The following is a 22,596-nucleotide window of genomic DNA, read 5'->3' on the forward strand; positions in this document are numbered from 1 at the left end:
GCCGGCGCGTCAGAAGGGTTTGACGACGACCAGCACCACCGCGGCCACCAGCAGCAGCACCGGCACTTCGTTGAACCAGCGGAACCAGCGGTGGCTGCGCCGGCTCTGGCCGCTGGCCAGCTTGCGCAGCAGCACGCCGCAGGCATGGTGGTAGCCCACGGCGAGCACCACGACCAGGAGCTTGGCGTGCATCCAGCCGTTGCCCGGCCCGCGTCCGATGCCGTACCCCAGGTAGAGCCACAGCCCCAGCGCGATGGCCGGCACGGCCAGGAAGGTGGTAAAGCGCAGCAGCTTGCGCGCCATGAGCAGGAGCCGGTCGCGCTCGGCGGCCGAGCCCGGTGCCACCATGGCCAGGTTGACGAAGATCCGAGGCAGGTAGAACAGGCCGGCGAACCAGCTGGCCACGAAGACGATGTGAAAGGCTTTGACCCAGAGCATGGGGGCAGTGTACGTGCCGTGCCGGGCCGTCCGGCGGAGTCCGACGCGCAAAAACCACGGCGGCCGGCATCACGTCGAAGGGCCGGACGGAGCCCGCCCCGCGGCAATGTGGCGCACAATTTCGGGATGCATCTGTCCAGCCCCACCCCCTTCCCCCAGAACCGCCCGCGCCGCCTGCGCCGCGATGCCTTCACCCGCAACCTCGTGCGCGAGCATGCCGTCACGCCGCACGATCTGATCTACCCCGTGTTCGTTCACGAAGGCCAGGGCCGCAGCGAGGCCATCGCGTCGATGCCGGGCGTGGAGCGCCTGAGCCTGAACCTCCTGCTGCCGGTGGCCGAGGATTGCGTGAAGCTGGGCATTCCGGTGCTAGCGCTGTTTCCGGCCATCGACCCCGCGCTCAAGGCGCCGGACGGCAAGGAGGCGCTCAACCCCGAGGGCCTGATTCCCCGCGTGGTGCGGGCGCTCAAGAAGGAATTCCCCGCGCTGGGCGTGATGACCGACGTGGCGCTGGACCCCTATACGAGCCACGGCCAGGACGGCGTGCTCGATGCCACCGGCTACATCATCAACGACGAAACGGTGGAGATCCTCACCGGCCAGGCGCTCACGCATGCCGAGGCGGGCGTGGACATCGTGGCGCCCAGCGACATGATGGACGGGCGCATCGGTGCGATCCGCGAGGCGCTCGAAGTGCAGGGCCACATCCACACGCGCATCATGGCCTACAGCGCCAAGTACGCGAGCGCCTTCTACGGCCCGTTCCGCGATGCCGTGGGCACGCGCGGCGCCCTGGGCAAGGCCGACAAGAACATGTACCAGATGGACCCGGGCAACACCGACGAGGCGCTGCGCGAGGTGGCCCTCGATATCGCCGAAGGCGCCGACATGGTGATGGTCAAGCCCGGCATGCCGTACCTGGACGTGGTGCGCCGCGTGAAGGACGAGTTCCGCGTGCCCACCTTCGCCTACCAGGTGAGCGGCGAGTACGCCATGCTCAAGGCCGCGGCCGCCAACGGCTGGCTCGACCACGACGCGGTGATGATGGAAAGCCTGCTGGCCTTCAAGCGCGCCGGCGCCGACGGCGTGCTGACGTATTTCGCCCGCGACGCGGCGCGGCTGCTGCAAAAGTAAGCGACCGCCCCCCGGCCGCCTGCCCGCAGGGCCGGCGCCGGTGTCTTCCCCGCCCTGCCCCAGGCCCCCATGCGCATCTTTCACATCCACCAGGGCAACGCCACCGAACTGGCCGCCCTGCCCTCCCAGCCCCCGGCCGCCGGCTTTTACTGGATCTCGTGCACCCGCGCGGCTTTCGGCGAGCAGCTGGGCCTGCAGCAGGCCCAGCTGCAGGCCACCACCGGCCTGCAGCTGGTGGACCTGCACGTGTCCGATCTGCTGAACGCGCAGCTGCCATCGCACTACGACTACACCTCGCAATACGACCTGCTGGTGTTCCGCCGCCTGGCGGCCGCCGGCCCGGGCGCGGCACCGGCCAGCGCAGCCGGCGCGGCCACCGCAGCAAGCCCGCAGGCCGCGCCTCCCGCCGCGCCGGGCCGCATGACGGGCCCACCGGTGCTGCGCCGCATCGACACCAGCCCTGTGGGATTCGCCGTGTTCGACCAGGTGCTGCTGTCGGTGCACCCGGCCGACTGCGCGGTGCGCGATGCCTATGCGGCGCGGCTGCTGGCCACCGCGCGGGGGGAGGCCCGGGGCGATGCGCCGCGCGACCACCGGCCGCCGGGCTCCTCGCCCGTGGCGCGCCTGCCGACCTCGCCCGCCGATCTGATGATGCGCGTGGTCAACCTCATCGTGGACGGCTACCTGGACCTGCGCCGGGAGCTGAGCCGGCAGCTCGACCACTGGCAGGCCGAGCTGCTCAAGCCCCGGGCGCGCTTCGCCAACTGGAGCGCGCTGCTGGAGGCCCGGCTGGCGCTGCACCAGCTCGACGAAATCTGCGAAGACCAGAACACCGCCGTGCAGGACTGGATCGATGCGGTGGAGACCTGGCCCGAGCCCGAAACCCCGGCGCTGCAGCGCGAACTGGACCTGCTCAAGGTGCGCAGCCGGGACGTGCTGGAGCACATCGAGCGCGTGGTGCACCACGTGCGCCGGCTGGAGCAGAGCACCGAGACGGCGGTGCAGATGCATTTCAGCGTGCAGAGCAACCGCACCAACGACATCATGCGCACGCTCACGGCGCTCACCGCCGTGTTCCTGCCGCTGAACCTCATCGCGGGCATCTTCGGCATGAACTTCGAGTTCATTCCGCTGGTGCACAAGCAGGACGGCTTCTGGTGGGCGATGGGCTCGATGACGGTGATCGCGGTGGCGCTGATCGCGCTGTTCTGGCGCAAGCGTTACCTCGCCCGCACGGGCCACCACTGAGGGGGCACAGGGCGCCGGGCCCTGCGCGCCGATAGAATCGGCGCCCCTTCGCACATCGACCACCATCAAGATCCTGTCCGGCATCCTGCGGCCCGGCGGCGGGCGTGTGGAGATCGACGGCCGCCACCCCAGCGACGACCGCGAGCGCCACGTCGCCCGCATCGGCGTGGTGTTCGGCCAGCGCACCCAGCTGTGGTGGGACCTGCCGGTGGGCGAGGGGTTCGATCTGCTGCGCGACATCTACCGCGTGGACGAGCAGCGCTACCGCCGCGCACGCGACGAGCTGGTCGCGCTGCTGTCGCTGGAAGGCGTGCTGGCCCAGCCGGTGCGCCAGCTCTCGCTGGGCCAGCGCATGCGCGCCGAGATCGCGGCGGCGCTGCTGCACGAGCCCGACATCCTGTTCCTCGACGAGCCGACCATCGGCCTGGATGCGCCGTCCAAGCTCGCGGTGCGGGACTTCGTGCGCCGCGCCAACCGCGAGCGCGGCACCACCGTGCTGCTCACCACCCACGACATGCACGACATCGAGGCGCTGGCCGAGCGCGTGATCGTGATCGGCCATGGCCGCGTGCTGGCCGACAGCCCGGTCGAGGCCCTGCGCGCCCAGGTGATGGCCGAGCGGCGCCTGGTGGTCGATTTCGGGCACGACGCGCCCGTGCTGGCGCCGCAGCCCGGCGTGTCGGTCCATGCGCGCGAAGGCCGCACGCTGGTGCTGGGGTTCGATCCGGCCGTCACCACGGCGCCCGCGCTCATCGCGCAGCTGGTGGCCGCGCACGCCGTGCAGGACATCCGCCTGGAGGGCCTGGCGATCGAAGAGGTCATCGCCCGCTTCTACGCGCTGCACGGCGCGGCCGAGGCATGAGGCCACCGCTGGCGCTGCGGCCCTACACCGCCGCGTTCGTCTCGCGCTTCCTGCAGATGCTGCAGTACCGCACGGCGGCGCTCGCCGGCTTCGGCACGCAGTGCTGGTGGGGCGGCATCAAGGTGATGGTGCTGGCCGCGTTCTACGGGGGCGCCGGCGCCTCGGGCGTGCCCATGCCGCTGCAGCAGGCCATCACCTACACCTGGCTGGCGCAGGGGCTGCTGGCGCTGCTGCCGTGGTCGGGCGACCCGGAGGTGGCGCAGTCCGTGCGCACGGGCGCGGTGGCGTACGACCGGCTTCGGCCGGTGGACGCCTACGGCCTGTGGTTCGCGCGCAGCGCCGGCTGGATCGCCGCGCGGGTGCTGCTGTCCACCGCACTGGTGATGCTGCTGAACGTGGCGGCCACGGCGGCGCTCAACGAGCGCGGCATCAACGCGCTGGCCGTGCCGGCGGTGGTGGTGCTGTCGGGCAACCTGCTGCCGCTGCCCCTGCTGCCCGATGCGTGGCAGTGGGCGCTGATCGCGCAGCCGCTGGCGGGGCTGCTGGACATTCCGTCGCGCATCCATTCAGGGCACTGGTCCGGCTGGCAGGCCGTGGGCGGGCTGGCCCTGCAGGCCTTCTGGATCGCCGTGCTGGTGGCGCTGGGCCGTCTGGCGATGCGGCGCACGCTGCGCCACCTCGAAATCCAGGGCGGCTGAGATGGGATCGTTCGCGCTCTTCATCCGCCTGGCCGGCGCCTCGCTGCATGCGCAGGCGCGCTACCCCGCCTCCGCCATGCTGATGACACTGGGGCAGTTCCTCGCCACGGGCATCGAGGTGGTCGCGGTGTGGGCGCTGTTCCACCGCTTCGGCAGCGTGCAGGGCTGGAGCCTGGGCGAGGTGGCGCTGTTCTACGGCCTGGTGAACTGCATGTTCGCGGTGGCGGACGCACTGGGGCGCGGCTTCGACGTGCTGGGCACCGAGTTCCTGCGCACGGGCGCGTTCGACCGGCTGCTGCTGCGCCCGCAGCCGCTCGCGCTGCAGCTCATGGGCCACGACCTGCGCCTGAGCCGGCTGGGGCGGCTGCTGCAGGGGCTGATGGTGGTGGCGTTCGCCACCGCGCAGGCGCCGATCGACTGGACGCCGGCCACCCTCGCGCTGGCGGCATGGGCGGTGGCCGGGGGCGTGGCCCTGTTTCTGGGCATCCTGGTGCTGCAGGGCACGCTGGCGTTCTGGACCGTGGAGAGCCTGGAGATCGCCAACGTCCTCACCTACGGCGGCGTGCAGGCGGCGCAGTACCCGCTGGCGCTCTATGCGCAGTGGTTTCGCCGGCTGCTGACATTCGCCGTGCCGCTGGCCTGCGTGGCGTATTACCCGGGCCTGGCGATCCTGTCGCACCCCGACCCGTTGGGCGCGCCCGCCTGGGTGGGTTGGGTGTCGCCCGCCGCCGGCTTCGCCTTCCTGGCCGCCGCCTTCGGGGCCTGGCGCCTGGCGCCTGGGCCTGCGGCACTACGCCTCCACCGGCAACTGAACCCCTTCGAACCCGACCTGGCAAATAGAGACTTGACATTGTTTGTCTAGTCAATTATTGTTCAGGCCATGATCGACGCCCAAAAAACCGATGCCAGCCGCCTGCCGCCCGCCCCGCTCACCGTGGCGGGCATTCCGTTTCTGGTGGAAGAAAGCATCGGCTACCAGATGCGTCGCATCGTGTGCATCGTCGCCAGCGAGATCGAGCGCCGCATGGAGCCCCTGGGCCTGACCGATGCGCAATGGAAACCGCTGCTGCGCCTGTACCTGAACCACGAGAACACGGTCGCGGGCCTGGCGCGGCTGTGCCAGCTCGACGCCGGCGGCATGACCCGCCTGCTCGACCGGCTGGAGGCCAAGGGCCTGTGCTCCCGCACGCGCTCGGTGGAAGACCGCCGGGTCGTGCACATCGAACTCACGCCCGAAGGGCATGCGGCAGCCGCGCAGATCCCCGACATCCTGGGCAACGTGCAGCAGGTGTGCGCCCAGGGCTTCCAGCCGGCCGAGTACCGCCAATTGCAGGACTTCCTGCAACGCATCCACGGCAACCTGCAGACGCTGGGGGCGGCGGCCGACACCGCCACGCCCCGCCCATCCTGAGAGTCAGTCCACCATGAACGCCACCTTTCCCTCCACGCCCGCCGCAGCCGATGCGGCCTCGGCCCGCGACGCCGCGGCGCCCGACACCCCCAGCTCGCTGCGCGGCGCGCTGCAATATTTCGCCACGCTGGCCATCGCGCTGGCAGCCCTGCCGGGCCTCACGGCCTGCGCCGACATGTCCGGCATCGCGCCGCACGCGCAGATGCGCGATGCCGCCTCGCTCGGCCTCGCGGCGCCGGCCGCCGGTGCCGCGGCGCAGAAGTCCTTCGCCGAAGCCACGCTGCCCACGGACTGGTGGCTGGGCTTCGGCGACGGCCAGCTCGATGCGCTCATCGACCGCGCCCTGGCCACCAACCCCAACCTGAAGCTCACCGAGGCGCGCATCGCCCGCGCCCAGGCCTTCATCGAGACCGCCCGCGCGGCCGACGGCCCGCAGCTCAACGGCAGCCTGGACGTGAACCGGCAGCTCTACAGCGCCAACGGCCCCTACCCGCCGCCGCTGGCTGGCAGCGTGCTCAACAGCGGCACGGCGCGCCTGTCGGGCAGCTGGGAGATCGACTTCTTCGGCAAGAACCGCGCCGCGCTCGAATCCGCCCTGGGCAGCGCCAATGCCGCGCAGGCCGACGCCCAGGCCGCGCGCCTGCTGCTGGCCAGCAACGTGACGCGCAGCTATTTCCAGCTGGCGCGCCTGAAGGCCCAGCTGGGCGTGGCTGAACGCACGCTGGCCCAGCGCAACGAAACGCTGCGCCTGGTGCGCGACCGCGTGGATGCGGGCCTGGACACCCTGCTGGAGCGGCGCCAGAGCGAAGGCGGCCTGCCCGAGGCGCGCCAGCAGATCGAGGCGATCCAGGAGCAGATCGCCCTCACCCGCAATGCCCTGGGCGCGCTGGTGGGTCAGCCAAATGCCGCGAACGCCCTAGATTTTCCTGCCCTGGATGCTATTCATTCGATAGCAATCCCCAGCACGCTGCCAGCCGACCTGCTGGGCCGGCGGCCCGACGTGGCCGCCGCGCGCTGGCGCGTGGAGGCCGCCACCCAGGACGTGGCCGTGGCCAAGGCGCAGTTCTATCCGAACGTGAACCTGACGGCCTTCCTGGGCCTGTCGTCGATCGGGCTGGACCGCTTCGCCGAGGCCGGCAGCAAGGAGTGGGGCATCGGCCCGGCGATCCGCCTGCCGATCTTCGACTCGGGCCGCCTGCGCGCCAACCTGCGCGGCAAGGCCGCCGACGTGGATGCGGCGGTCGAGAGCTACAACGCCGCGCTGCTGGATGCCGTGCATGACGCGGCCGACCAGCTCGCCTCGGCCCGCTCCATCGACCGCCAGCAGGCCGAGCAGCGCCATGCCCAGGAGGCCGCCGAGGCCGCCTACGACATCGCCCGCCAGCGCTACCAGACGGGCCTGGGCAACTACCTGAACGTGCTCACCGCCGAGACGGCCGTGCTGCTACAGCGCCGCCAGGCCGTGGACCTGGAGGCACGCCGCCTGGACACCCAGGTCGCGCTCATCCGCGCCCTGGGCGGTGGCTACGCCGCCACCACGCCCGGCGCCGCGGGTGCCGTGGCCACAGCGGCCCCTGCCGCTGCCACCGCCGCGCACTGAGCCGCCCGCCACCCCTTTTTACCGCACCGAACACCTTCCCGACCGCGAGGAGCCCTTTCCATGAACGCACCGCAAACCCCCGCCACCACGCCCGCAGACCCCGGCGCCGCCAAGGCCCGCCGCCGCAAGGCCCTGATCTCGCTCGCCGCCGTCGTGGTGGTGGCGGGCGGCGCCTGGGGCGTGTACGACTGGCTGGTGGCCAGCCACTACGAAGACACCGACAACGCCTACGTGCAGGGCAATGTCATCCAGATCACGCCGCAGACGGGCGGCACCGTGATGTCCATCCTGGCCGACGACACCGACTTCGTGAAGGCCGGCGCCGCGCTGGTCAAGCTCGACCCCGCGGATGCCAGCGTGGCGCTGGAGCAGGCCGAGGCGGGCCTGGCCCAGGCGGTGCGTCAGGCGCGCACGCTCTATGCCAACAACGGCTCGCTCAACGCGCAGATCAGCCTGCGCCAGGCGGACGTGGCCAAGGCCCGCTCCGATATCGCCCGCGCCACCGACGACCTGCGCCGCCGCCAGGCCCTGTCGGGCAACGGCGCCGTGTCCAAGGAAGAGTTGAACCACGCCCAGAGCCAGCTCGACGCGGCCCGTACCGCGCTGGCCGCGGCCGAGGCCGGCGTGGTGTCAGCGCGCGAGCAGCTCGCCAGCAACCAGTCGCTCACCCAGGGCATCTCGGTGGACCAGAACCCCAACGTGCTGGCCGCCGCCGGCAAGGTGCGCGAGGCCTACCTGGCCGCCCGCCGCACCGACCTGCCCGCCCCCGTGGACGGCTACGTGGCGCGCCGCACCGTGCAGCTGGGCCAGCGCGTGGCCGCCGGCACGCCGCTCATGACCGTGGTGCCGCTCAACCAAGTGTGGGTGGATGCGAACTTCAAGGAAAACCAGCTGCGCAACCTGCGCCTGGGCCAGCCCGCCAGGCTCACGGCCGACCTGTACGGCAAGAAGGTGGAGTACACCGGCACCATCGCCGGCATGGGCGTGGGCACGGGCTCGGCCTTCGCGCTGCTGCCCGCGCAGAACGCCACCGGCAACTGGATCAAGGTGGTGCAGCGCGTGCCGGTGCACATCGCGATCGACACCGAGCAATTGCGCACCCACCCGCTGCGCGTGGGGCTGTCCATGGACGTGAAGGTGGACACGCAGGACCGCAGCGGCCACCTGCTGGCCGACGCGCCGCGCACCCAGGCCGTGGCGCAGACCGCGGTGTACGACGACCTGGACAAGGGCGCCGGTGCCGACGTGGCCCGCATCATCGCGGCCAACGCCGGCCCGGGCTACAAGCCCACGCTGGCCGCCGCGCCGGCCAAGGGCGCGTCGCAGGTCGCCATGGCGCCGGCCACGACCGCGTCGCACTGACCCTGCGGACCGCCCCGGCGGCGCCTCGCCCCCCCAAGACAGACCCTCTGCGCACCGCCGCAGCGGGCCAGCCGTAGAACCACTCCCACAACACGCTGACCCATGTCTTCCCCCAACACCCCTGCGCCCCAGGCGCCGCCGCCCCTCGAAGGCAGCGCGCGCATGTGGGGCACGCTGGCCCTCTCGGCCGCGACGTTCATGAACGTGCTGGACACGTCCATCGCCAACGTGTCCCTGCCCGCCATCGCGGGCGACCTGGGCGTGAGCCCCACGCAAGGCACCTGGGTCATCACCAGCTTCGCGGTGGCCAATGCCATCGCGGTGCCGCTGACGGGCTGGCTGTCGCAGCGCTTCGGGCAGGTGCGCCTGTTCGTGGCCAGCGTGACGCTGTTCGTGATCGCCTCGCTGCTGTGCGGCATCGCACCCAACATGGCCACGCTGATCGCCTTCCGCGCGCTGCAGGGCTTCGTGGCCGGGCCGATGATTCCGCTGTCGCAGTCGCTGCTGCTGTCCAGCTACCCGAAGGCGCTGGCCGGGCTGGCGATGGCGATGTGGTCGATGACCACGCTCGTCGCGCCGGTGATGGGGCCGCTCCTGGGCGGCTGGATCACCGACAACATGAGCTGGCCGTGGATCTTCTACATCAACGTGCCGGTGGGCATCATGGCCGTGCTGGTCACCTGGAGCATCTTCCACAAGCGCGAATCCGAGCGGCGGGCGCTGCCCATCGACTCCATCGGCCTGGCGCTGCTGGTGATCTGGGTCGCGGCCATGCAGGTGATGCTGGACATCGGCAAGGAGCACGACTGGTTCGCCTCGCCCTGGGTGGTGGCGTGCGGCGTGGTGGCGGTGGTGGGTTTTGCCGCCTTCATGATCTGGGAGCGCGGCGAGCCGCACCCGGTGGTGGACCTCACGCTGTTCCGCATCCGCAACTTCTGGGCCGGCGCGCTGGCCACGTCGGTGGGCTACGGCCTGTTCTTCGGCAACGTGGTGCTGCTGCCGCTGTGGCTGCAGCAGTACATGGGCTACACCGCCACGCAGGCCGGCGAGGTGCTGGCGCCGGTGGGGCTGCTGGCGCTGGTGCTCTCGCCCGTGGTGGGCAAGAACATCGCCAAGGTGGACCCGCGGCGCTTCGCCACCTTCGCGTTCCTGGTGTTCGCGCTGGTGCTGTGGATGCGCTCGCGGTTCAACACCCAGGCCGACCTGACCACGATCATGGTGCCCACGATCATCCAGGGCATCGCCATGGCGTTCTTCTTCATCCCGCTGGTGACGATCACGCTGTCGGAGATCACACCCGCGCGCATTCCGTCGGCCTCGGGGCTGTCGAACTTCATGCGCATCACGGCCGGGGCCATCGGAACCTCGGTCTCGACCACGCTGTGGGAGCGGCGCGCCACGCTGCACCATGCCCAGCTCACCGAAGGGCTGCAGCAGGGCGGCGTGGCCGTCACGCAGACGCTGCAGGGGCTGCAGGCGGGCGGCCTCACGCCCGAGCAGGCGCTGGCGCAGGTGGAACGCATGGTGAACCAGCAGGCCTTCATGCTGGCCGCCAACGACATCTTCTATGCGTCGGCCGTGCTGTTCCTGCTGCTGATTCCGCTGGTCTGGCTGGCCCACCCGGTGCGTCCCAGCGCCGGCAGCGCGGACGCCGCGGCCGGCGCGCACTGAGGCCGGGGGGCCGGGGCGACTGTTTGTTGCGCCACGGCCTCACTCCGGGGCATTCGCGCGGGCACCAAGCCGCCTGCGCAGGCGATGTCATCACGGGTTCATCCGGGATTTCTACAAACGCGGGGCTGCCACCGGCATCCGCCGGCCGCCGGCCCCTGCGTCAAAAAATCCAGATAACCCATGACCCGCCCCTCTGCCCCTGCCCCCAAAACCTTCCGCCGTGCGCGGATGCCCCTGGCCATCGCCCTGGCCCTTCCCTCCCTCCTGCTGGCGGGCTGCGGCGGCTCCGGCGACGGCACGCCCGCCGCCGAACAGGGTCGCTGGACCACCGGCGACCTGCACACCCACACGGTGCAATCGGACGATTCGCGCACGACGCAGACGCTCGACTTCCTGCTCGGCAAGGCCTTCACCACCTACCGCCTGGACTGGATGGCGGTGACCAACCACCTGCGTTCGTCCAAGTACGACAACGCGGCCAACCTGCTGCCCGCTCCCAAGGCCTTCGCCTATGGCATGGAGGCCTATGAGATCCCACGCATCCAGGCGCTGCAGGCCTCCGGCAACTACGCCGGCAAGCTGATCTTCTCGGGGTTCGAGTGGGACATGCCCACGCACGACCACATCGGCGTGGGCCTCTTCGAGGGGTCCAGCGGCAGCCTGAAGCCCTCCGCCAGCGGGGCCAAGGAGTTCCAGTACCTGTTCACCACGGGCGCCGAATCACTCTTCGACGCGGCGGACGTGGCCCGCTGGAAGGCCCAGTACCCGCAGCGCTTCAACCAGACGGCCGACGACGCGCTCAAGGCCATCGCCTGGCTGAAGGCAAAGTACCCCGACACCAGCTACGCCCTGATCAACCACCCCTCGCGCAACCCCGGCAAGTATTCGATCGCCGATCTGCGCCAGATGAACGACCTGGCGCCCAGGATCGTGTTCGCCATCGCGGGCATGGTGGGCAACCAGCTCGAACCCGATCGCGGCGGCTACACCTCGGCCTACATCGACGCCAACCAAGCCAACCGCACCTACGGCGGCACCGACGCCATCGTGGCGAAACTGGGCGGCGTGTGGGACGCGCTGCTGGGCGAGGGCCGCCGCATCTGGAACATCGCCGACTCCGACTCGCACTTCGAGATCGACTCGAACAACAACAGCAGCGGCTACTACCCGGGCGAATACGCCAAGAACCACGTCTGGCAGGCCAGCAAGGCGGAGGGGGGCATCGGCGGCCTGGTCGACAGCCTGCGCGCGGGCCGCAGCTTCGGCGTCTTCGGCGACCTCATCAACGCGCTGGACTTCAACGTGTACGCCCTGAGCGGCAAGGGCACCATGGGCCAGGAGATCAAGGCCTCGGCCGGCGAGAGCGTGACGGTGCGCATCCGCTTCAAGAGCCCGCCGGTCAACAACTACCAGCGCCCGGTGGCCAGCGGCAATCTGGGCAACATGACGCCCAAGGTGGACCACATCGATCTCATCGCGGGCGACGTGGGCGAGCGCGCGCAGCCCGGCTCCGCCGCCTACCAGCAGGCCACCAACCCGACCACCCGCGTGCTGCGCCGGTTCACGGCCGCCGACTGGACGCAGGACGGCGAGGGCTACTACACCATGGAGATTCCGCTCACCATCGCCAGGAACCAGTACCTGCGCCTGCGCGGCACGAACCTGGGCGAGAACGTGGCCGGCCTCACCGCGAACGGCGAGCCGCTGGCGGACCAGGCGGTGACCACGTCCGACCCGGCCCAGCGCCACGACCAGATCAACGACCGCAACTACGGCAACCTCTGGTTCTATTCCAACCCGATCTTCGTGTCGGTGCGCTGAAGGCCGGGCGCGGCGGGGCGCCTGGCGCCTGTGGATGGCCGGGGTAGTTTGCTATTTATTTAATAGCACAATGCCCTAGAAAAATATGCGCTGGAGCCCTTTTTGGCTCGATCACCGCGCGGCCGCGCGCGCGCCGGCGGCGGCCCGCCTCACGTCAGGGCGGCGCCGGCCGGCACCCCGCCCCCCGTGTGCCAGCGCGCCTGCAACCACGCCGCGAACCCTTCCGGCGCGCGGGCGATGCGGCGTGCGCTGGTGATCACCCGCGGGTCGCGCACCCACGCCACCGTCGCCTGCTGGGCGAGCAGGGCCTCGACCAGCCGCACGTCCTCGTGCGCCACGAGCGGCGCGAAACCGCCCGCGCGCCGGTAGGCCGCGGACGAGACGCCGAGGTTGGCGCCGTGGATGTGCCGGTGGCCGTTGCGATCCTGGTAGTGCGATGCGAAGGCCTGCGCCACGTGCAGGGGGTGCTCGTGCCAGTCCTCCACGCCGATCGTGCCGCACACGGCATCGCTCGCGCAGGCCAGTTGCGCCGTGATCCACTGCGGCGGCACGCGGCTGTCGGCATCGGTGCAGCACAGCCAGCGGGCGCCGAGCCCGACCAGGTGGTCCATGCCCACCGCCCGCGCCGTGCCGACGCAGCGCGCGCCGATCTCCACCACGTCGCAGCCCCACGTGCGCGCCAGGGCCGCCGTGGCGTCCCGGCAGGCATCGGCCACGACCACGATGCGCACGGGTTCCTGCAACTGCGCGGCCGCCGCGCACACCGAATCCAGGCAGGCGCCGATGAGGGCGGCTTCGTCGTGCGCCGGAATGCACACGCCGATCATGTGGCGCCCTCCGCCGCACGGGCCAGCCGCTCCTGCGCGCCGCCCGCCTCCGCCACCGAGGTGCCGCCGCCGTTCTGCCACACGTCGATGCGCATGTCTTCGTCGCACCAGCCGCCCACGTGGTCGAGCGCCAGGGTGTCCCGCGCCTGCGCGTGGACGCCGTCGCCATGGGCCGGCGCATCGGCCACCGGCGCGCGCCAGTGGCACATCGCCAGGTGGCCGCCGCGCTGCAGATGCCCGGGCACCTGCGCGAGGAAATGGGCGAAATCGGCCGGCGGCAGGTAATAGGCCAGTTCTGCCACCACGATGAGGTCGCTGGGGGCCTCGGGCCAGTGCTGCGGAAAGCGCCAGTGCCGCAGCGCCACATGGCTGGCGCCGCTCAGCGTGGCGGCGGCGCGCTCCAGCGCCGCCGCGCTGGCATCGGATGCGATGAGCCGGTCGCAGCGCGCGGCCAGCGCCACCGTGTTGCCGCCCACCGAGCAGCCGGGCTCGAAGCCCTGGGCGTATCGGGGACGGGAGAGCGCGGCCAGCAGCAGATCGCGTTTGCGGCGCTCGTACCAGCGCGTGTGCACGCCCCACGGGTCGGCGCTGCGCGCGTGCAGTTGATCGAAGTGCGCGGTATCGGCCAGGGGCGCGCCCATGTCAGGCCATCGCCCACTCGAAGCGGCCGCTCCACGCCTGCAGCGCCGAAGGCGGCAGCACCGGCGCCACGCCGCCGTCCGGCTGGATCTGGCTCTGGAAGGCGCGCACGGCGCGGGCCTTGGCCTGCACCAGGTCGTCGGCCACGGCGATGCGCCGCAGCGTGCGATGGCGCAGCCGCGCGTGGGCCGCGTGTTCGGGCACCAGGGCCCAGACGGGGTATTCGATGCAGCAGGCCCCCACCGTGCGGGCCGCCGCCAGGGCGGCGCGGGCGCAGGCCTCGTGGTCGGGGTGGCCGTCGTGGCGCCACGGCACGAAGACCGTGTCGCCCGGCGCCAGTTGCAGGTGTGCCGCGAGCGCAAGCTCCTCGGCCGCCAGGCCGCCATCGGGCAGGCCCAGGCGCACCACGGTCGCCGCGATACCCAGTTGCGCCAGGGCGTCGGCCGACTCCTGCGGCCGGACCTGCCGCAGGCGCTCGGCGGGCCAGGCGTGCGAACCCGGGTGGCTCGCCTCCCCATCGGTGACCGCGTAGACCAGCACCTCGTGGCCACGTCGCGCCAGTTGCGCCACCGTGCCGCCGAGCACCAGCACCTCGTCGTCGGGGTGCGGCGCGACGACCACCACGCGGCTGAAGGGCGCCACCAGCGATTCGGGGGTGGCTGGCAGCAACCGCGGCTGCGGTGCTGCCGGCACCGGCGTGCGCGCGGGCACGGCCCGCAGGCGCCGGGCGGCGGGCTTGTGGGAGGCGATCACAGCGTCCATGCATTGTCTCCAGGAAGGGTTCCGTTCGCCTGGGCCGCCAGGCGGCCGAGCACCGCCAGGTCCCATTCGGCATGGCTTTGGCGCAGGAAGACCGCAAGATCCGCCACGCGCTGGGCGTGGTCAGCGTCGCGGCACAAAGGGCCCGCCCCCAGGGCGCGCCCCACGTGGTCGATCGTGGTGGACGCGACCGCTTCCACGGTGCCGCGCACCTGCAGGGCCTCGCGGCGGCCGAACGGCGGGCCGCCCGCCCGGTGCGCATCGATGGCGGCGGCGGCGTGGCGCAGTGCCAGGGCGGACGCGGACAGCGCGCAATCCACCGCGCCCAGGTGGGCGGCCAGCAGGTCGTCCGCCGCCGCGCCGCGCTGCTGCACCCGCTCGCGCAGGCGCTGTGCCACGGCGGCAGCGGCACCGTGCCAGCAGGCAGCGATGCCGGCCGCGCCGTGCCAGAAGCCCGGCCGGTCCAGGTAGGCGCCGGGCGCCCCCACGGGCCATGCCGGCACCGTGTCGAACAGCACGTCGACGCTGGCGGTATCGGCCATGCCCACGGCGTCCCAGCCCTCACGGGTGACGGTGACCCGGGGGTGGTGCATGGACACGGCAATGAGTTGAACCTGCCCGTCCGCATCGCGGGCCGTGGCCAGGGCGGCGCTGACGCCCGAGGCGCCCGAGCACCAGCACTTGCGGCCGGAGACCACCAGCCCGCCGTCGGGGCCCACGGCCAGTTGCAGTTCGGCGCCGGCCGGCCCGCCCGCGGCCCACACGCCCCACAGGCCCTGCGACGGATCGACCGCACGGACCAGCGCGGCGGCGTCGCCATCGCCCAGGATCTCCCGCGCGATGCCGACCGCGTCCAGATGGGATTCGAACAGCTTGCCGATGGCGGCGTCCTCACCGGTCACCTTGGCGAGCCAGCGAAAACGATCGGCGGTGGTGGCACGGGCCTGCGGGTCGGCACCGAACGCCTGGACCCGGTCCAGTGCGTGGCGCACGGGGGTGCCCAGAGGGAAATCGGTGGGGGGAAGGAGATCGCGGCGCATCCTTCCGACGCTAGGGGGCGGCCCTCGGCGGCCGTGTCAGCCTCGGCCCCCTGCCGCTGTGGGACGCCGGTCGGCGGCCCCCTGCCGTTATGGGACGCCGGTCGGCGGACCGCCGCTGTTGTAGGACGCCGGTCGGCCGCCTCCGGGCCCGCAACCGGTCCGGCGGCCCTGGGGGCTCCGCTCAGCCCACGTGCTTGGCGAAGAACGCCAGCGTGCGTTCGCGCGCCAGGGTGGCCGAGGCCTCGTCGTAGGAGCCGCGCTGGTCGCAGTTGAAGCCGTGGTCGGCGTCGTACACGTGCACCTCCACTTCCGGGTGCGCCCGGCCGAAGGCCTGCACGCTGTCGAGCGCGATGAAGTGGTCGCGGTCGCCGAAGTGCGCCAGCACCGGAACCTTCGGGGTGCGCGCGCTTTCCTCGGTGGTGGTCATGCCGCCGCCGTAGTAGCAGACGGCGGCCGACAGGCCCTGCAGCTCGCACGCCGCGCGCCAGGTGAGCAGGCCGCCCCAGCAGAACCCCACGATGCCCACCTTGCCGCCGCCGGCCTGCGCCGCGTGGTCGATGGCGGCCTGGATGTCGGGCAGCACGCCCGCGCCGGGCAGCGCCTCGACCCGGGACTTGAGCGCGATGCCGTCCTGCATGTCCTGAGCGCTGTAGCCCAGCTCGACCCCGGGCTGCACCCGGGCGAAGGTGGCGGGCGCCACGGCCAGGTAGCCGCGCGCGGCCAGCCGGTCGGCCACGGCGCGGATGTGCGAGTTCACGCCGAAGATTTCCTGCAGCACGACCACGGCGCCGCGCGCCTGGCCCTCGGGCTGCGCGACCCAGGCGGGCACCTTGAAACCGTCAGCCGATGCGATGTCCACGAAATTGCCCATGATGATGCGACTCCTTTGCCGGAAGGGATGAGTGAGAGAGGGTGGTTGGAAGAAAGCGGAACGGTGAAAAGACGCGCCGGCCCGGTGGTGGCCCGGGCCGGCGGATGCTGTAATGCGGGACCTTTCGCCAACGGTGCATTCTTGCAGGAGACGGCAATTGAACAAAGTGGTACTTGTGACCGGTGGTAGCCGGGGCATCGGCGCAGCGACCGCCCGGCTGGCCGCGCGCCAGGGCTGGGCGGTGGCGGTGAACTACGCCCGCGATGCGCAGGCGGCCGACGCCGTGGTGCAGGCCATCCGCGAGGCGGGCGGCCAGGCCATCGCCGTGCAGGCCGACGTGGCGAAGGAAGACGAGGTCGTCGCCCTGTTCGAGGCGGTCGATGCCCGCTTCGGCGCGCTCGGCGCCCTGGTGAACAACGCGGGCGTGGTCGACGTGCCGGCGCGCGTGGACCCGATGAGCGCCGATCGCCTGCGCCGCATGTTCGACATCAACGTGGTGGGCAGCTTTCTCTGCGCCCGCGAGGCCGTGCGGCGCATGAGCACGAAGCACGGCGGCGCGGGCGGCAGCATCGTCAACGTGTCCAGCGCCGCGGCGCGCCTGGGCGCGGCCGGGCAGTACGTGGACTACGCCGCCTCCAAGGGCGCCATCGACGTGCTCACGCTCGGCCTGGCCCGCGAGGTGGCGGCCGAGGGCATCCGCGTGAATGCGGTGCGGCCCGGCCTCATCGACACCGACATCCACGCCAGCGGCGGCCTGCCCGACCGCGTGCGCGACCTGGCGCACCAGGTGCCCATGGGCCGGGGCGGCACGGCCGGGGAGGTGGCCGAGGCCATCGTCTGGCTGATGTCGGAGGCGGCCAGCTACACCACCCTGTCCCTGCTCGAAGTCTCCGGAGGCCGCTGATGGACCTGAAACCGCTCATCACGCTGCTGGCCATCGTGAACCCGCTGGCCATCGTGCCGTTCTTCATCCACTACACCGACGGGTTCTCGCAGCGCCAGCGCCGGCGCACCATCCAGGTGGCGGCCTTCAGCGCGTTCTGCGTGATCGCGGCCTGCGCGCTGCTCGGGCTGCAGATCCTGGAGTTCTTCAACATCTCGCTGCAGAGCTTCCAGGTGGGCGGCGGCATGCTGCTGCTCATCAGCGCGATGAACATGCTCAATGCCCAGCCGGCCGAGGCCAAGCCCCACACCCACGAACTGGAGGAAGGCGCCGAGAAGGCCGCCCAGGGCGACAGCATCGCCGTGGTGCCGCTCACCATCCCGCTGCTCACCGGGCCGGCCAGCATGTCCACCGTGGTGATCTATGCCGACCGGGCGCAGACCTTCTGGCAGCACCTGGCGCTGGTGGGCTACGGCGTGGTCATCGCCGGCGCCACGGCGCTGTGCTTCGCGCTGGCCGACCCCATCGCGCGCGTGCTGGGCAAGACCGGCATCAACGTGATGACGCGGCTCATGGGCCTGATCCTCGCGGCGCTGGCGGTGGAGGTGATGGCCGAAGGGCTGGGCAAGCTTTTCCCCGTGCTGGTCGCGCGCTGAAGGCACGGCATGTCCACCACCCACGCCCGGTTGCTGCTGCTGGAGGACGACCCCGCCATCGCGCGCACGGTGGCCTATGCGCTCGAACGCGAGGGGCTGTCCATCGTGCACAGCCTGCTGCTGCGGGACGCACGCGAACAGCTGCGCGCCCGGCCCTTCGACTTGCTGGTGCTGGACGTGGGCCTGCCCGACGGCAACGGCCTCGATCTGCTGCGCGATCTGCGCCGCGACCCGGCGCACCAGGCCACGCCGGTGCTCATGTTGAGCGCCCACGGCGAAGAACTCGACCGCGTGCTGGGCCTGGAACTGGGCGCCGACGATTACCTGCCCAAGCCCTTCAGTCCGCGCGAGCTGGCGGCCCGCGTGAAGGCTCTCCTGCGCCGCGCGGCGGCCCCCGCACCGCTGGCGGCGGCATCGGCGCCGCCCAGCCCGTTCCACGACGATGCCGCCGGCCAGCGCGTGAGCCTGCACGGCCGGCCGCTGCCGCTCACGCGGCGCGAATACCGCCTGCTGGCCTGCCTGCTGCGCGGCGCCGGCCGCATCCAGTCGCGCGAGGCCCTGCTCGCCGGCGCCTGGGGCGACGACAGCGAAAGCACCGACCGCACGGTGGACACCCACATCAAGACGCTGCGCGCCAAGCTGCGCGAAGCGGACCCGGCGCGCGAATACATCAGCACGCACCGGGGCATGGGCTACTGCCTGGAGCCATGAGCGCCCGCTGGCACCGCTTCGCGCAGCCCACCCTGGCGAGGGCCTGACCCATGCGCCTGGGCATCCGCCTGCTGTTCGCCTTCTTCCTGATCAACGGCATCGCGGCCTTCTTCGTGCTGCGCGTGTTCACCGCCGAGATCAAGCCCAGCGTGCGCGAGGTGATGGAAGACATGATGGTGGACACCGCCAACATCCTGGCCGAGCTGGCGAGCGACGATCTGGCCGCCGGCCGCCTGGGCGCCACCGCGCCCGGCACGCCCGAGAGCCGCTTCGCGCAGCACGTGCGCCAGTACGCGAGCCGCCCGGTCGATGCCGCGATCTGGGGGCTGACCAAGCAGACGCTCGATTTCCGCATCTATGTGACCGATGCCGCCGGGCGCGTGGTGTTCGACTCCGAACGCAGCGCCGTAGGCGAGGACTATTCGGGCTGGCGCGACGTGGCGCGCACGCTGCGGGGCGAGTACGGCGCCCGCGCCACGCGCGAGGTGCAGGGCGACGACACCAGCGGCGTGATGTACGTGGCCGCCCCCATCCTGGTGGACGGGCCGTCCGGCCGCACCATCGGCGGCGTGCTGACCGTGGCCAAGCCCACGCGCTCGGTGCAGCGCTTCATCGACCGGGCCGAGCGCAAGGTGCTGCGCGGCGGCCTGCTGCTGCTGGCCCTGTCGGCGCTGGTGGGCGTGGCCGTCACCGTGTGGACCGTGTGGCACGTGCGCCGCCTGCGCGATTACGCCCTGAGCGTGCAGGGCCCGGCCGACGGGGGCCTGAACCCCACGCAGCCCCTGGCCGTGCCGCGGGTGCCGGGCGAGCTGGGCGACCTGGCCCGCGCCATGGACCGCATGCGCGTGCGGCTGGAAGGGCACGACTACATCGAAGGCTACGTGCGCGCCCTCACGCATGAACTCAAAAGCCCCGTGGCCGCCATCCGCGGCGCGGGAGAACTGCTGCAGGAGGACCTGCCCCCGGCCGACCGCGCCCAGTTCGCCACGCAGGTGGTCGAGCAAAGCGAGCGCCTGCAGCGCCTGGTGGACCGGCTGCTGGCGCTGAGCCAGCTCGAGCAGCGCCAGCGGGCCGAGGGCGCGGCCGCCGTCTCGCTGCAGGACTGCGCGGCCCTGGCGGTGCGCCAGGCCCAGGCCCGCGCCAGCCAGCGCACCATCGACCTGGTGCTCACGGGCGACGGCGCCGGCGGCCCGTGGGAGGCCGAACTGGTGACGCTGGCGATCACCAACCTGATCGACAACGCCATCGACTTCGCGCCCGCCGGCAGCGCGGTGCGCGTGGAGTTGCATGGCCCGGTGGTGGCCGTGCAGGACGCGGGCCCCGGCGTGCCGGACTATGCGCTGCCGCGGCTGGGCGAGCGCTTTTTCACCACCGCGCGGCCGGGCGGAGAGCGCAGCGGCTCGGGGCTGGGCCTGGCCATCGTGCGCCGGATCATGGCGCTGCACGGGGGAACGATGGCGGTGCGCAACACCCAGCCGGGGCTGCGGGTCGAACTCGCCTTTCCGGCCGCCTGACGGCGGCGCCCCGGCCACCGGGCCGGCCGCGCGCCGGCGCACTTCACCGTGCACTCACAAACTTCATTTCCGCCTCACGCCCGATCACCACACTGCCCTCCACATCCACTGGCGGAGAGCCTCCTTGAAACACCCCCTGTTCACCAAACTGGCCGCGCTCGCGGCCATCACCCTGCTCCTGCTGTTCGGCCTGGGCCTCATCGAAGACGTGGTGCGCGACCGCCAACGCTACCGCACCCTCACCGCCGATGGCGTGGCGCGCAGCCTGGCGGGCTCGCAAACCCTGCTGGGGCCGCTGATCCACAGCGCCTGCGTGGAAAGCTGGGATGCCGTGACCGGCACCGGCAGCGAGCGCACCACGGTCGAGAAACGGCGCGAGTTCGTGCTCACCGCCATGCCGGATACCCTGCAATTGCGCGCCGGCACTGCCATGCAGGAGCGCTCGCGCGGCGTGCACAAGGTCAACACCTACACCCTGAAGGCGCATGTCGCCGCCGAGTGGTCGTCGCTCGCGAGCCTGCGTCCGGACACCACCGTGCAGGGCTCGCGCATGCAGTGCGGCGCGCCCCTGCTGATGATGGCGGTAGGCGATGCGCGGGGCATCCGCGCGGCCCAGCTCACCGTCGGCGGCCAGGCGCTGGCCCTGAAACCCGGCACCTTCCACCCCGCCTACCCCCGCGGCCTGCATGCCCCGCTGCCCGAAGCGCTGGTGCAGCGGCCAGGCGGCGACACCGGCCCGTTCAAGGCCGAGATGGACCTGGAACTCGTGGGCACCGAGAGCGTGGCCATCGTGCCGCTGGGCAGCCAGACCCAGGTGCAGATGGACGGCAGCTGGCCCCACCCCTCGTTCGCCGGCCGCTTCCTGCCGTCGGAGCGCACCGTGGGGGACAAAGGCTTTTCCGCGCTGTGGCGCCTGTCTTCGCTGGCCAGCACGGCCCAGCAGGACGTGGCCGCCGGCCGCCCCGCGTGCGAGGCGGCCCCCACCGCGGACCGCGCCTACGAACCCGCGCCCGCCGACGGCCGCGGCTGCGCCGACAGCTTCACCGTGGCCTTCGTGGACCCGGTCAATCCCTATTCCCTGAGCGACCGCGCCACCAAATACGGCGTGCTGTTCATCGCGCTCACCTTCGTGGCGGTGGGCCTGTTCGAGCTGATGAAGCGGCTGCGGGTGCACCCGGTGCAGTACCTGCTGGTGGGCAGCGCCCTGTGCAGCTTCTTCCTGCTGCTGGTGAGCCTGTCGGAGCACCTGCCCTTCGGCGTTTCGTATGCCATCGCGGCCAGCGCGTGCGTGCTGCTGCTGGCCTACTACGCCAGCCACATGCTGGGCAGCCTGTGGCTCGGCCTGCCGTTCGGGGCCGGCATCGCGCTGCTCTACGGCCTGCTCTACCTGCTGCTGCAGCTGGAGCAGACCGCGCTGGCCGTGGGTGCCGTCGCGCTGTTCCTGGTGCTGGCCGCCGTGATGGTGCTCACGCGACGGGTGAACTGGTACGGCCTGACCGCGCAACGCCCGGTTCCCACCCCTCGTCCGGAGGCCGCATGAGCGCGCCGTCGCCCTGGCCGTCCCACCGGGCCAGCCCCTGGGACACGCACCTGGCCGCGCCGGCGCAGCCGGAGCGCGGCGAGCAGGGCCTGTCGATGGCGCAGGCGCAGCGCCTGCAGCGCTACCACGACCGCCTGCTGTGCGCCCTGGCGGCGCGGGACCGCGAAGCCTTGCGCCAGGCCAAGCAGGGCATCCTGAAGGCTGCCTACTGGCCAGGGGCTGCGGATGCCGCGTCCCCGGCCTGGCGCCGGGCCATGCGCACGCTTTCCTGGCAGATGGCGGCCTTGCTGCTGCCCCGCGGGCGCCATTAGCCCGCGGCGAGGGCCGCCGGGCTTCAGGCCGCGACCGCTTCGCGCGCCGGGCGGGGCGCGGCGGCCGCCTCTGCCTGCGGGGCCCCGCCATCGCCCGAGCAAGCGCCGCCGCAGCCGTGAATGGCCTGCGCCGGCAGGGCGCCCGGCGCATGCACGGTGCCGGTCGCGGGATCGAAGCCCACGCGGCGCAGGTGCAGGGCGAGCGCCGCGTCCATGGTCTGCGTGTGTTGCGGAAACCACAGGGCCAGCTCCGATGCCATGCGGCGCAGCACGGCCGGCTCGCCCGCTTCGGCCTGCGCCGTGCCCTCGCGCAGCACCTGCAGCACGACCTTGTGCTGCAGGCTGTGGCAGTTGCCCGAGGCGAAGCGGGTGGCGGCCATCCAGTCGTCCTCGCGGGCGAAGTGGTCGGCGGTGTGCGACACCAGCGCGTGCCAGGCGCCCAGCAGCTGCGCGTCCGGCGCGGCCTCCACGGCGGCCAGCAGTTCCACGAACTCCTGGTGGGTTTCGTCCATGAGGGGAAGGTCGAGGGCGAGGCCCTCGGACCATTGCAGTGCAGCCATTTCCAGTCCTTGCATCCAGTGGAAGGCCAGCTTAAGAGGC

The 22,596-nt window shown here is 72.0% G+C and carries 21 protein-coding genes and 2 pseudogenes; 16 read left to right on the top strand and 7 right to left on the bottom strand.

What is annotated here, in order from left to right; genetic code table 11:
• Positions 1 to 9: 9 nt before the first annotated feature.
• Entirely contained in the window at positions 10 to 438 is a 429-nt protein-coding gene (locus tag M5C96_RS24260; RefSeq protein WP_272565831.1) for a CopD family protein, read from the bottom strand.
• Between the two features lie 126 nt (positions 439 to 564).
• On the opposite strand from M5C96_RS24260, the gene hemB reads away from it, so the two are divergent.
• The 10 genes and pseudogenes from hemB (at position 565) to M5C96_RS24310 (ending at position 12,245) form a co-directional block, all read left to right on the top strand.
• On the top strand, positions 565 to 1,572 hold the full coding sequence (hemB, locus tag M5C96_RS24265; RefSeq protein ID WP_272565832.1) for a porphobilinogen synthase: 1,008 nt from the start codon (positions 565 to 567) through the stop codon (positions 1,570 to 1,572).
• 69 nt (positions 1,573 to 1,641) lie between these two features.
• On the top strand, positions 1,642 to 2,820 hold the full coding sequence (locus M5C96_RS24270) for a magnesium transporter CorA family protein (protein WP_272565833.1): 1,179 nt from the start codon (positions 1,642 to 1,644) through the stop codon (positions 2,818 to 2,820).
• 55 nt (positions 2,821 to 2,875) lie between these two features.
• A pseudogene (locus tag M5C96_RS24275) lies at positions 2,876 to 3,682 on the top strand (ABC transporter ATP-binding protein); the annotation flags it as partial.
• The gene (locus M5C96_RS24280; RefSeq protein WP_272565834.1) at positions 3,679 to 4,380 is read left to right on the top strand and encodes an ABC transporter permease; all 702 of its coding nucleotides are present in this window, start codon (positions 3,679 to 3,681) and stop codon (positions 4,378 to 4,380) included. The pseudogene M5C96_RS24275 and the gene M5C96_RS24280, both read left to right, overlap by 4 nt.
• 1 nt (position 4,381) lies before the next feature.
• Positions 4,382 to 5,192: pseudogene (locus M5C96_RS24285) on the top strand (ABC transporter permease).
• A 68-nt stretch (positions 5,193 to 5,260) separates the two neighbouring features.
• Positions 5,261 to 5,791, top strand: coding sequence for a MarR family winged helix-turn-helix transcriptional regulator (locus M5C96_RS24290; protein WP_272565835.1), 531 nt, complete (start codon positions 5,261 to 5,263; stop codon positions 5,789 to 5,791).
• A gap of 13 nt (positions 5,792 to 5,804) precedes the next feature.
• The gene (locus M5C96_RS24295) at positions 5,805 to 7,391 is read left to right on the top strand and encodes an efflux transporter outer membrane subunit (RefSeq protein ID WP_272565836.1); all 1,587 of its coding nucleotides are present in this window, start codon (positions 5,805 to 5,807) and stop codon (positions 7,389 to 7,391) included.
• Positions 7,392 to 7,451: 60 nt separating this feature from the next.
• Entirely contained in the window at positions 7,452 to 8,753 is a 1,302-nt protein-coding gene (locus M5C96_RS24300) for an HlyD family secretion protein (protein ID WP_272565837.1), read from the top strand.
• A gap of 102 nt (positions 8,754 to 8,855) precedes the next feature.
• On the top strand, positions 8,856 to 10,424 hold the full coding sequence (locus tag M5C96_RS24305) for a DHA2 family efflux MFS transporter permease subunit (protein WP_272565838.1): 1,569 nt from the start codon (positions 8,856 to 8,858) through the stop codon (positions 10,422 to 10,424).
• Between the two features lie 180 nt (positions 10,425 to 10,604).
• A complete protein-coding gene (locus M5C96_RS24310; protein ID WP_272565839.1) occupies positions 10,605 to 12,245 on the top strand; it encodes an S-layer protein in 1,641 nt (546 codons plus the stop codon).
• A gap of 149 nt (positions 12,246 to 12,394) precedes the next feature.
• On the opposite strand, the gene M5C96_RS24315 is transcribed toward M5C96_RS24310, so the two are convergent.
• From M5C96_RS24315 to M5C96_RS24335, 5 genes are all read right to left on the bottom strand, one after another.
• Entirely contained in the window at positions 12,395 to 13,072 is a 678-nt protein-coding gene (locus tag M5C96_RS24315) for a glycosyltransferase (protein ID WP_272565840.1), read from the bottom strand.
• Positions 13,069 to 13,713 (bottom strand): SAM-dependent methyltransferase, encoded by a 645-nt coding sequence (locus M5C96_RS24320; protein WP_272565841.1) that lies wholly within the window; start codon positions 13,711 to 13,713, stop codon positions 13,069 to 13,071. The genes M5C96_RS24315 and M5C96_RS24320 overlap by 4 nt, the downstream gene beginning before the upstream one ends.
• Before the next feature lies 1 nt (position 13,714).
• Positions 13,715 to 14,473: a PIG-L deacetylase family protein gene (locus tag M5C96_RS24325; protein ID WP_272565842.1), complete on the bottom strand. Its 759-nt coding sequence runs from the start codon at positions 14,471 to 14,473 to the stop codon at positions 13,715 to 13,717.
• Positions 14,461 to 15,462 (bottom strand): acyl-CoA dehydrogenase, encoded by a 1,002-nt coding sequence (locus M5C96_RS24330; protein WP_272565843.1) that lies wholly within the window; start codon positions 15,460 to 15,462, stop codon positions 14,461 to 14,463. Before M5C96_RS24330 ends, M5C96_RS24325 begins: the two co-directional genes overlap by 13 nt.
• Before the next feature lie 229 nt (positions 15,463 to 15,691).
• A complete protein-coding gene (locus M5C96_RS24335; protein WP_272565844.1) occupies positions 15,692 to 16,381 on the bottom strand; it encodes a dienelactone hydrolase family protein in 690 nt (229 codons plus the stop codon).
• Between the two features lie 157 nt (positions 16,382 to 16,538).
• Between M5C96_RS24335 and M5C96_RS24340 the strand changes: the two genes are divergently transcribed.
• The 6 genes from M5C96_RS24340 to M5C96_RS24365 all read left to right on the top strand — a co-directional run bounded on the left by M5C96_RS24340 (position 16,539) and on the right by M5C96_RS24365 (position 21,996).
• Positions 16,539 to 17,285: an SDR family oxidoreductase gene (locus M5C96_RS24340; protein ID WP_272565845.1), complete on the top strand. Its 747-nt coding sequence runs from the start codon at positions 16,539 to 16,541 to the stop codon at positions 17,283 to 17,285.
• A complete protein-coding gene (locus M5C96_RS24345) occupies positions 17,285 to 17,920 on the top strand; it encodes a MarC family protein (protein WP_272565846.1) in 636 nt (211 codons plus the stop codon). The genes M5C96_RS24340 and M5C96_RS24345 overlap by 1 nt, the downstream gene beginning before the upstream one ends.
• A 9-nt stretch (positions 17,921 to 17,929) precedes the next feature.
• Positions 17,930 to 18,631: a response regulator gene (locus M5C96_RS24350; RefSeq protein WP_272565848.1), complete on the top strand. Its 702-nt coding sequence runs from the start codon at positions 17,930 to 17,932 to the stop codon at positions 18,629 to 18,631.
• A gap of 50 nt (positions 18,632 to 18,681) precedes the next feature.
• The gene (creC, locus tag M5C96_RS24355) at positions 18,682 to 20,145 is read left to right on the top strand and encodes a two-component system sensor histidine kinase CreC (protein WP_272565850.1); all 1,464 of its coding nucleotides are present in this window, start codon (positions 18,682 to 18,684) and stop codon (positions 20,143 to 20,145) included.
• Between the two features lie 124 nt (positions 20,146 to 20,269).
• A complete protein-coding gene (creD, locus tag M5C96_RS24360) occupies positions 20,270 to 21,685 on the top strand; it encodes a cell envelope integrity protein CreD (protein WP_272565852.1) in 1,416 nt (471 codons plus the stop codon).
• A complete protein-coding gene (locus M5C96_RS24365; RefSeq protein ID WP_272565854.1) occupies positions 21,682 to 21,996 on the top strand; it encodes a hypothetical protein in 315 nt (104 codons plus the stop codon). The genes creD and M5C96_RS24365 overlap by 4 nt, the downstream gene beginning before the upstream one ends.
• Positions 21,997 to 22,019: 23 nt before the next feature.
• On the opposite strand, the gene M5C96_RS24370 is transcribed toward M5C96_RS24365, so the two are convergent.
• Positions 22,020 to 22,556: a hemerythrin domain-containing protein gene (locus tag M5C96_RS24370; protein WP_272565856.1), complete on the bottom strand. Its 537-nt coding sequence runs from the start codon at positions 22,554 to 22,556 to the stop codon at positions 22,020 to 22,022.
• Positions 22,557 to 22,596: the final 40 nt, after the last annotated feature.

This window comes from Acidovorax sp. GBBC 1281 (assembly GCF_028473645.1).
GTDB lineage: Bacteria > Pseudomonadota > Gammaproteobacteria > Burkholderiales > Burkholderiaceae_C > Paracidovorax.

What these genes read in the sequence shown, in the direction of transcription:
- M5C96_RS24350 (WP_272565848.1), top strand. Translation starts at nt 17,930, where the DNA reads ATGTCCACCACCCACGCCCGGTTGCTGCTGCTGGAGGACGACCCCGCC.
- M5C96_RS24315 (WP_272565840.1), bottom strand. Translation starts at nt 13,072, where the DNA reads ATGATCGGCGTGTGCATTCCGGCGCACGACGAAGCCGCCCTCATCGGC.
- creC (WP_272565850.1), top strand. Translation starts at nt 18,682, where the DNA reads ATGCGCCTGGGCATCCGCCTGCTGTTCGCCTTCTTCCTGATCAACGGC.
- M5C96_RS24305 (WP_272565838.1), top strand. Translation starts at nt 8,856, where the DNA reads ATGTCTTCCCCCAACACCCCTGCGCCCCAGGCGCCGCCGCCCCTCGAA.
- M5C96_RS24320 (WP_272565841.1), bottom strand. Translation starts at nt 13,713, where the DNA reads ATGGGCGCGCCCCTGGCCGATACCGCGCACTTCGATCAACTGCACGCG.
- M5C96_RS24290 (WP_272565835.1), top strand. Translation starts at nt 5,261, where the DNA reads ATGATCGACGCCCAAAAAACCGATGCCAGCCGCCTGCCGCCCGCCCCG.
- M5C96_RS24270 (WP_272565833.1), top strand. Translation starts at nt 1,642, where the DNA reads ATGCGCATCTTTCACATCCACCAGGGCAACGCCACCGAACTGGCCGCC.
- M5C96_RS24310 (WP_272565839.1), top strand. Translation starts at nt 10,605, where the DNA reads ATGACCCGCCCCTCTGCCCCTGCCCCCAAAACCTTCCGCCGTGCGCGG.
- M5C96_RS24295 (WP_272565836.1), top strand. Translation starts at nt 5,805, where the DNA reads ATGAACGCCACCTTTCCCTCCACGCCCGCCGCAGCCGATGCGGCCTCG.
- hemB (WP_272565832.1), top strand. Translation starts at nt 565, where the DNA reads ATGCATCTGTCCAGCCCCACCCCCTTCCCCCAGAACCGCCCGCGCCGC.
- M5C96_RS24370 (WP_272565856.1), bottom strand. Translation starts at nt 22,556, where the DNA reads ATGGCTGCACTGCAATGGTCCGAGGGCCTCGCCCTCGACCTTCCCCTC.
- M5C96_RS24300 (WP_272565837.1), top strand. Translation starts at nt 7,452, where the DNA reads ATGAACGCACCGCAAACCCCCGCCACCACGCCCGCAGACCCCGGCGCC.
- M5C96_RS24260 (WP_272565831.1), bottom strand. Translation starts at nt 438, where the DNA reads ATGCTCTGGGTCAAAGCCTTTCACATCGTCTTCGTGGCCAGCTGGTTC.
- M5C96_RS24280 (WP_272565834.1), top strand. Translation starts at nt 3,679, where the DNA reads ATGAGGCCACCGCTGGCGCTGCGGCCCTACACCGCCGCGTTCGTCTCG.
- M5C96_RS24335 (WP_272565844.1), bottom strand. Translation starts at nt 16,381, where the DNA reads ATGGGCAATTTCGTGGACATCGCATCGGCTGACGGTTTCAAGGTGCCC.
- M5C96_RS24345 (WP_272565846.1), top strand. Translation starts at nt 17,285, where the DNA reads ATGGACCTGAAACCGCTCATCACGCTGCTGGCCATCGTGAACCCGCTG.
- M5C96_RS24325 (WP_272565842.1), bottom strand. Translation starts at nt 14,473, where the DNA reads ATGGACGCTGTGATCGCCTCCCACAAGCCCGCCGCCCGGCGCCTGCGG.
- M5C96_RS24365 (WP_272565854.1), top strand. Translation starts at nt 21,682, where the DNA reads ATGAGCGCGCCGTCGCCCTGGCCGTCCCACCGGGCCAGCCCCTGGGAC.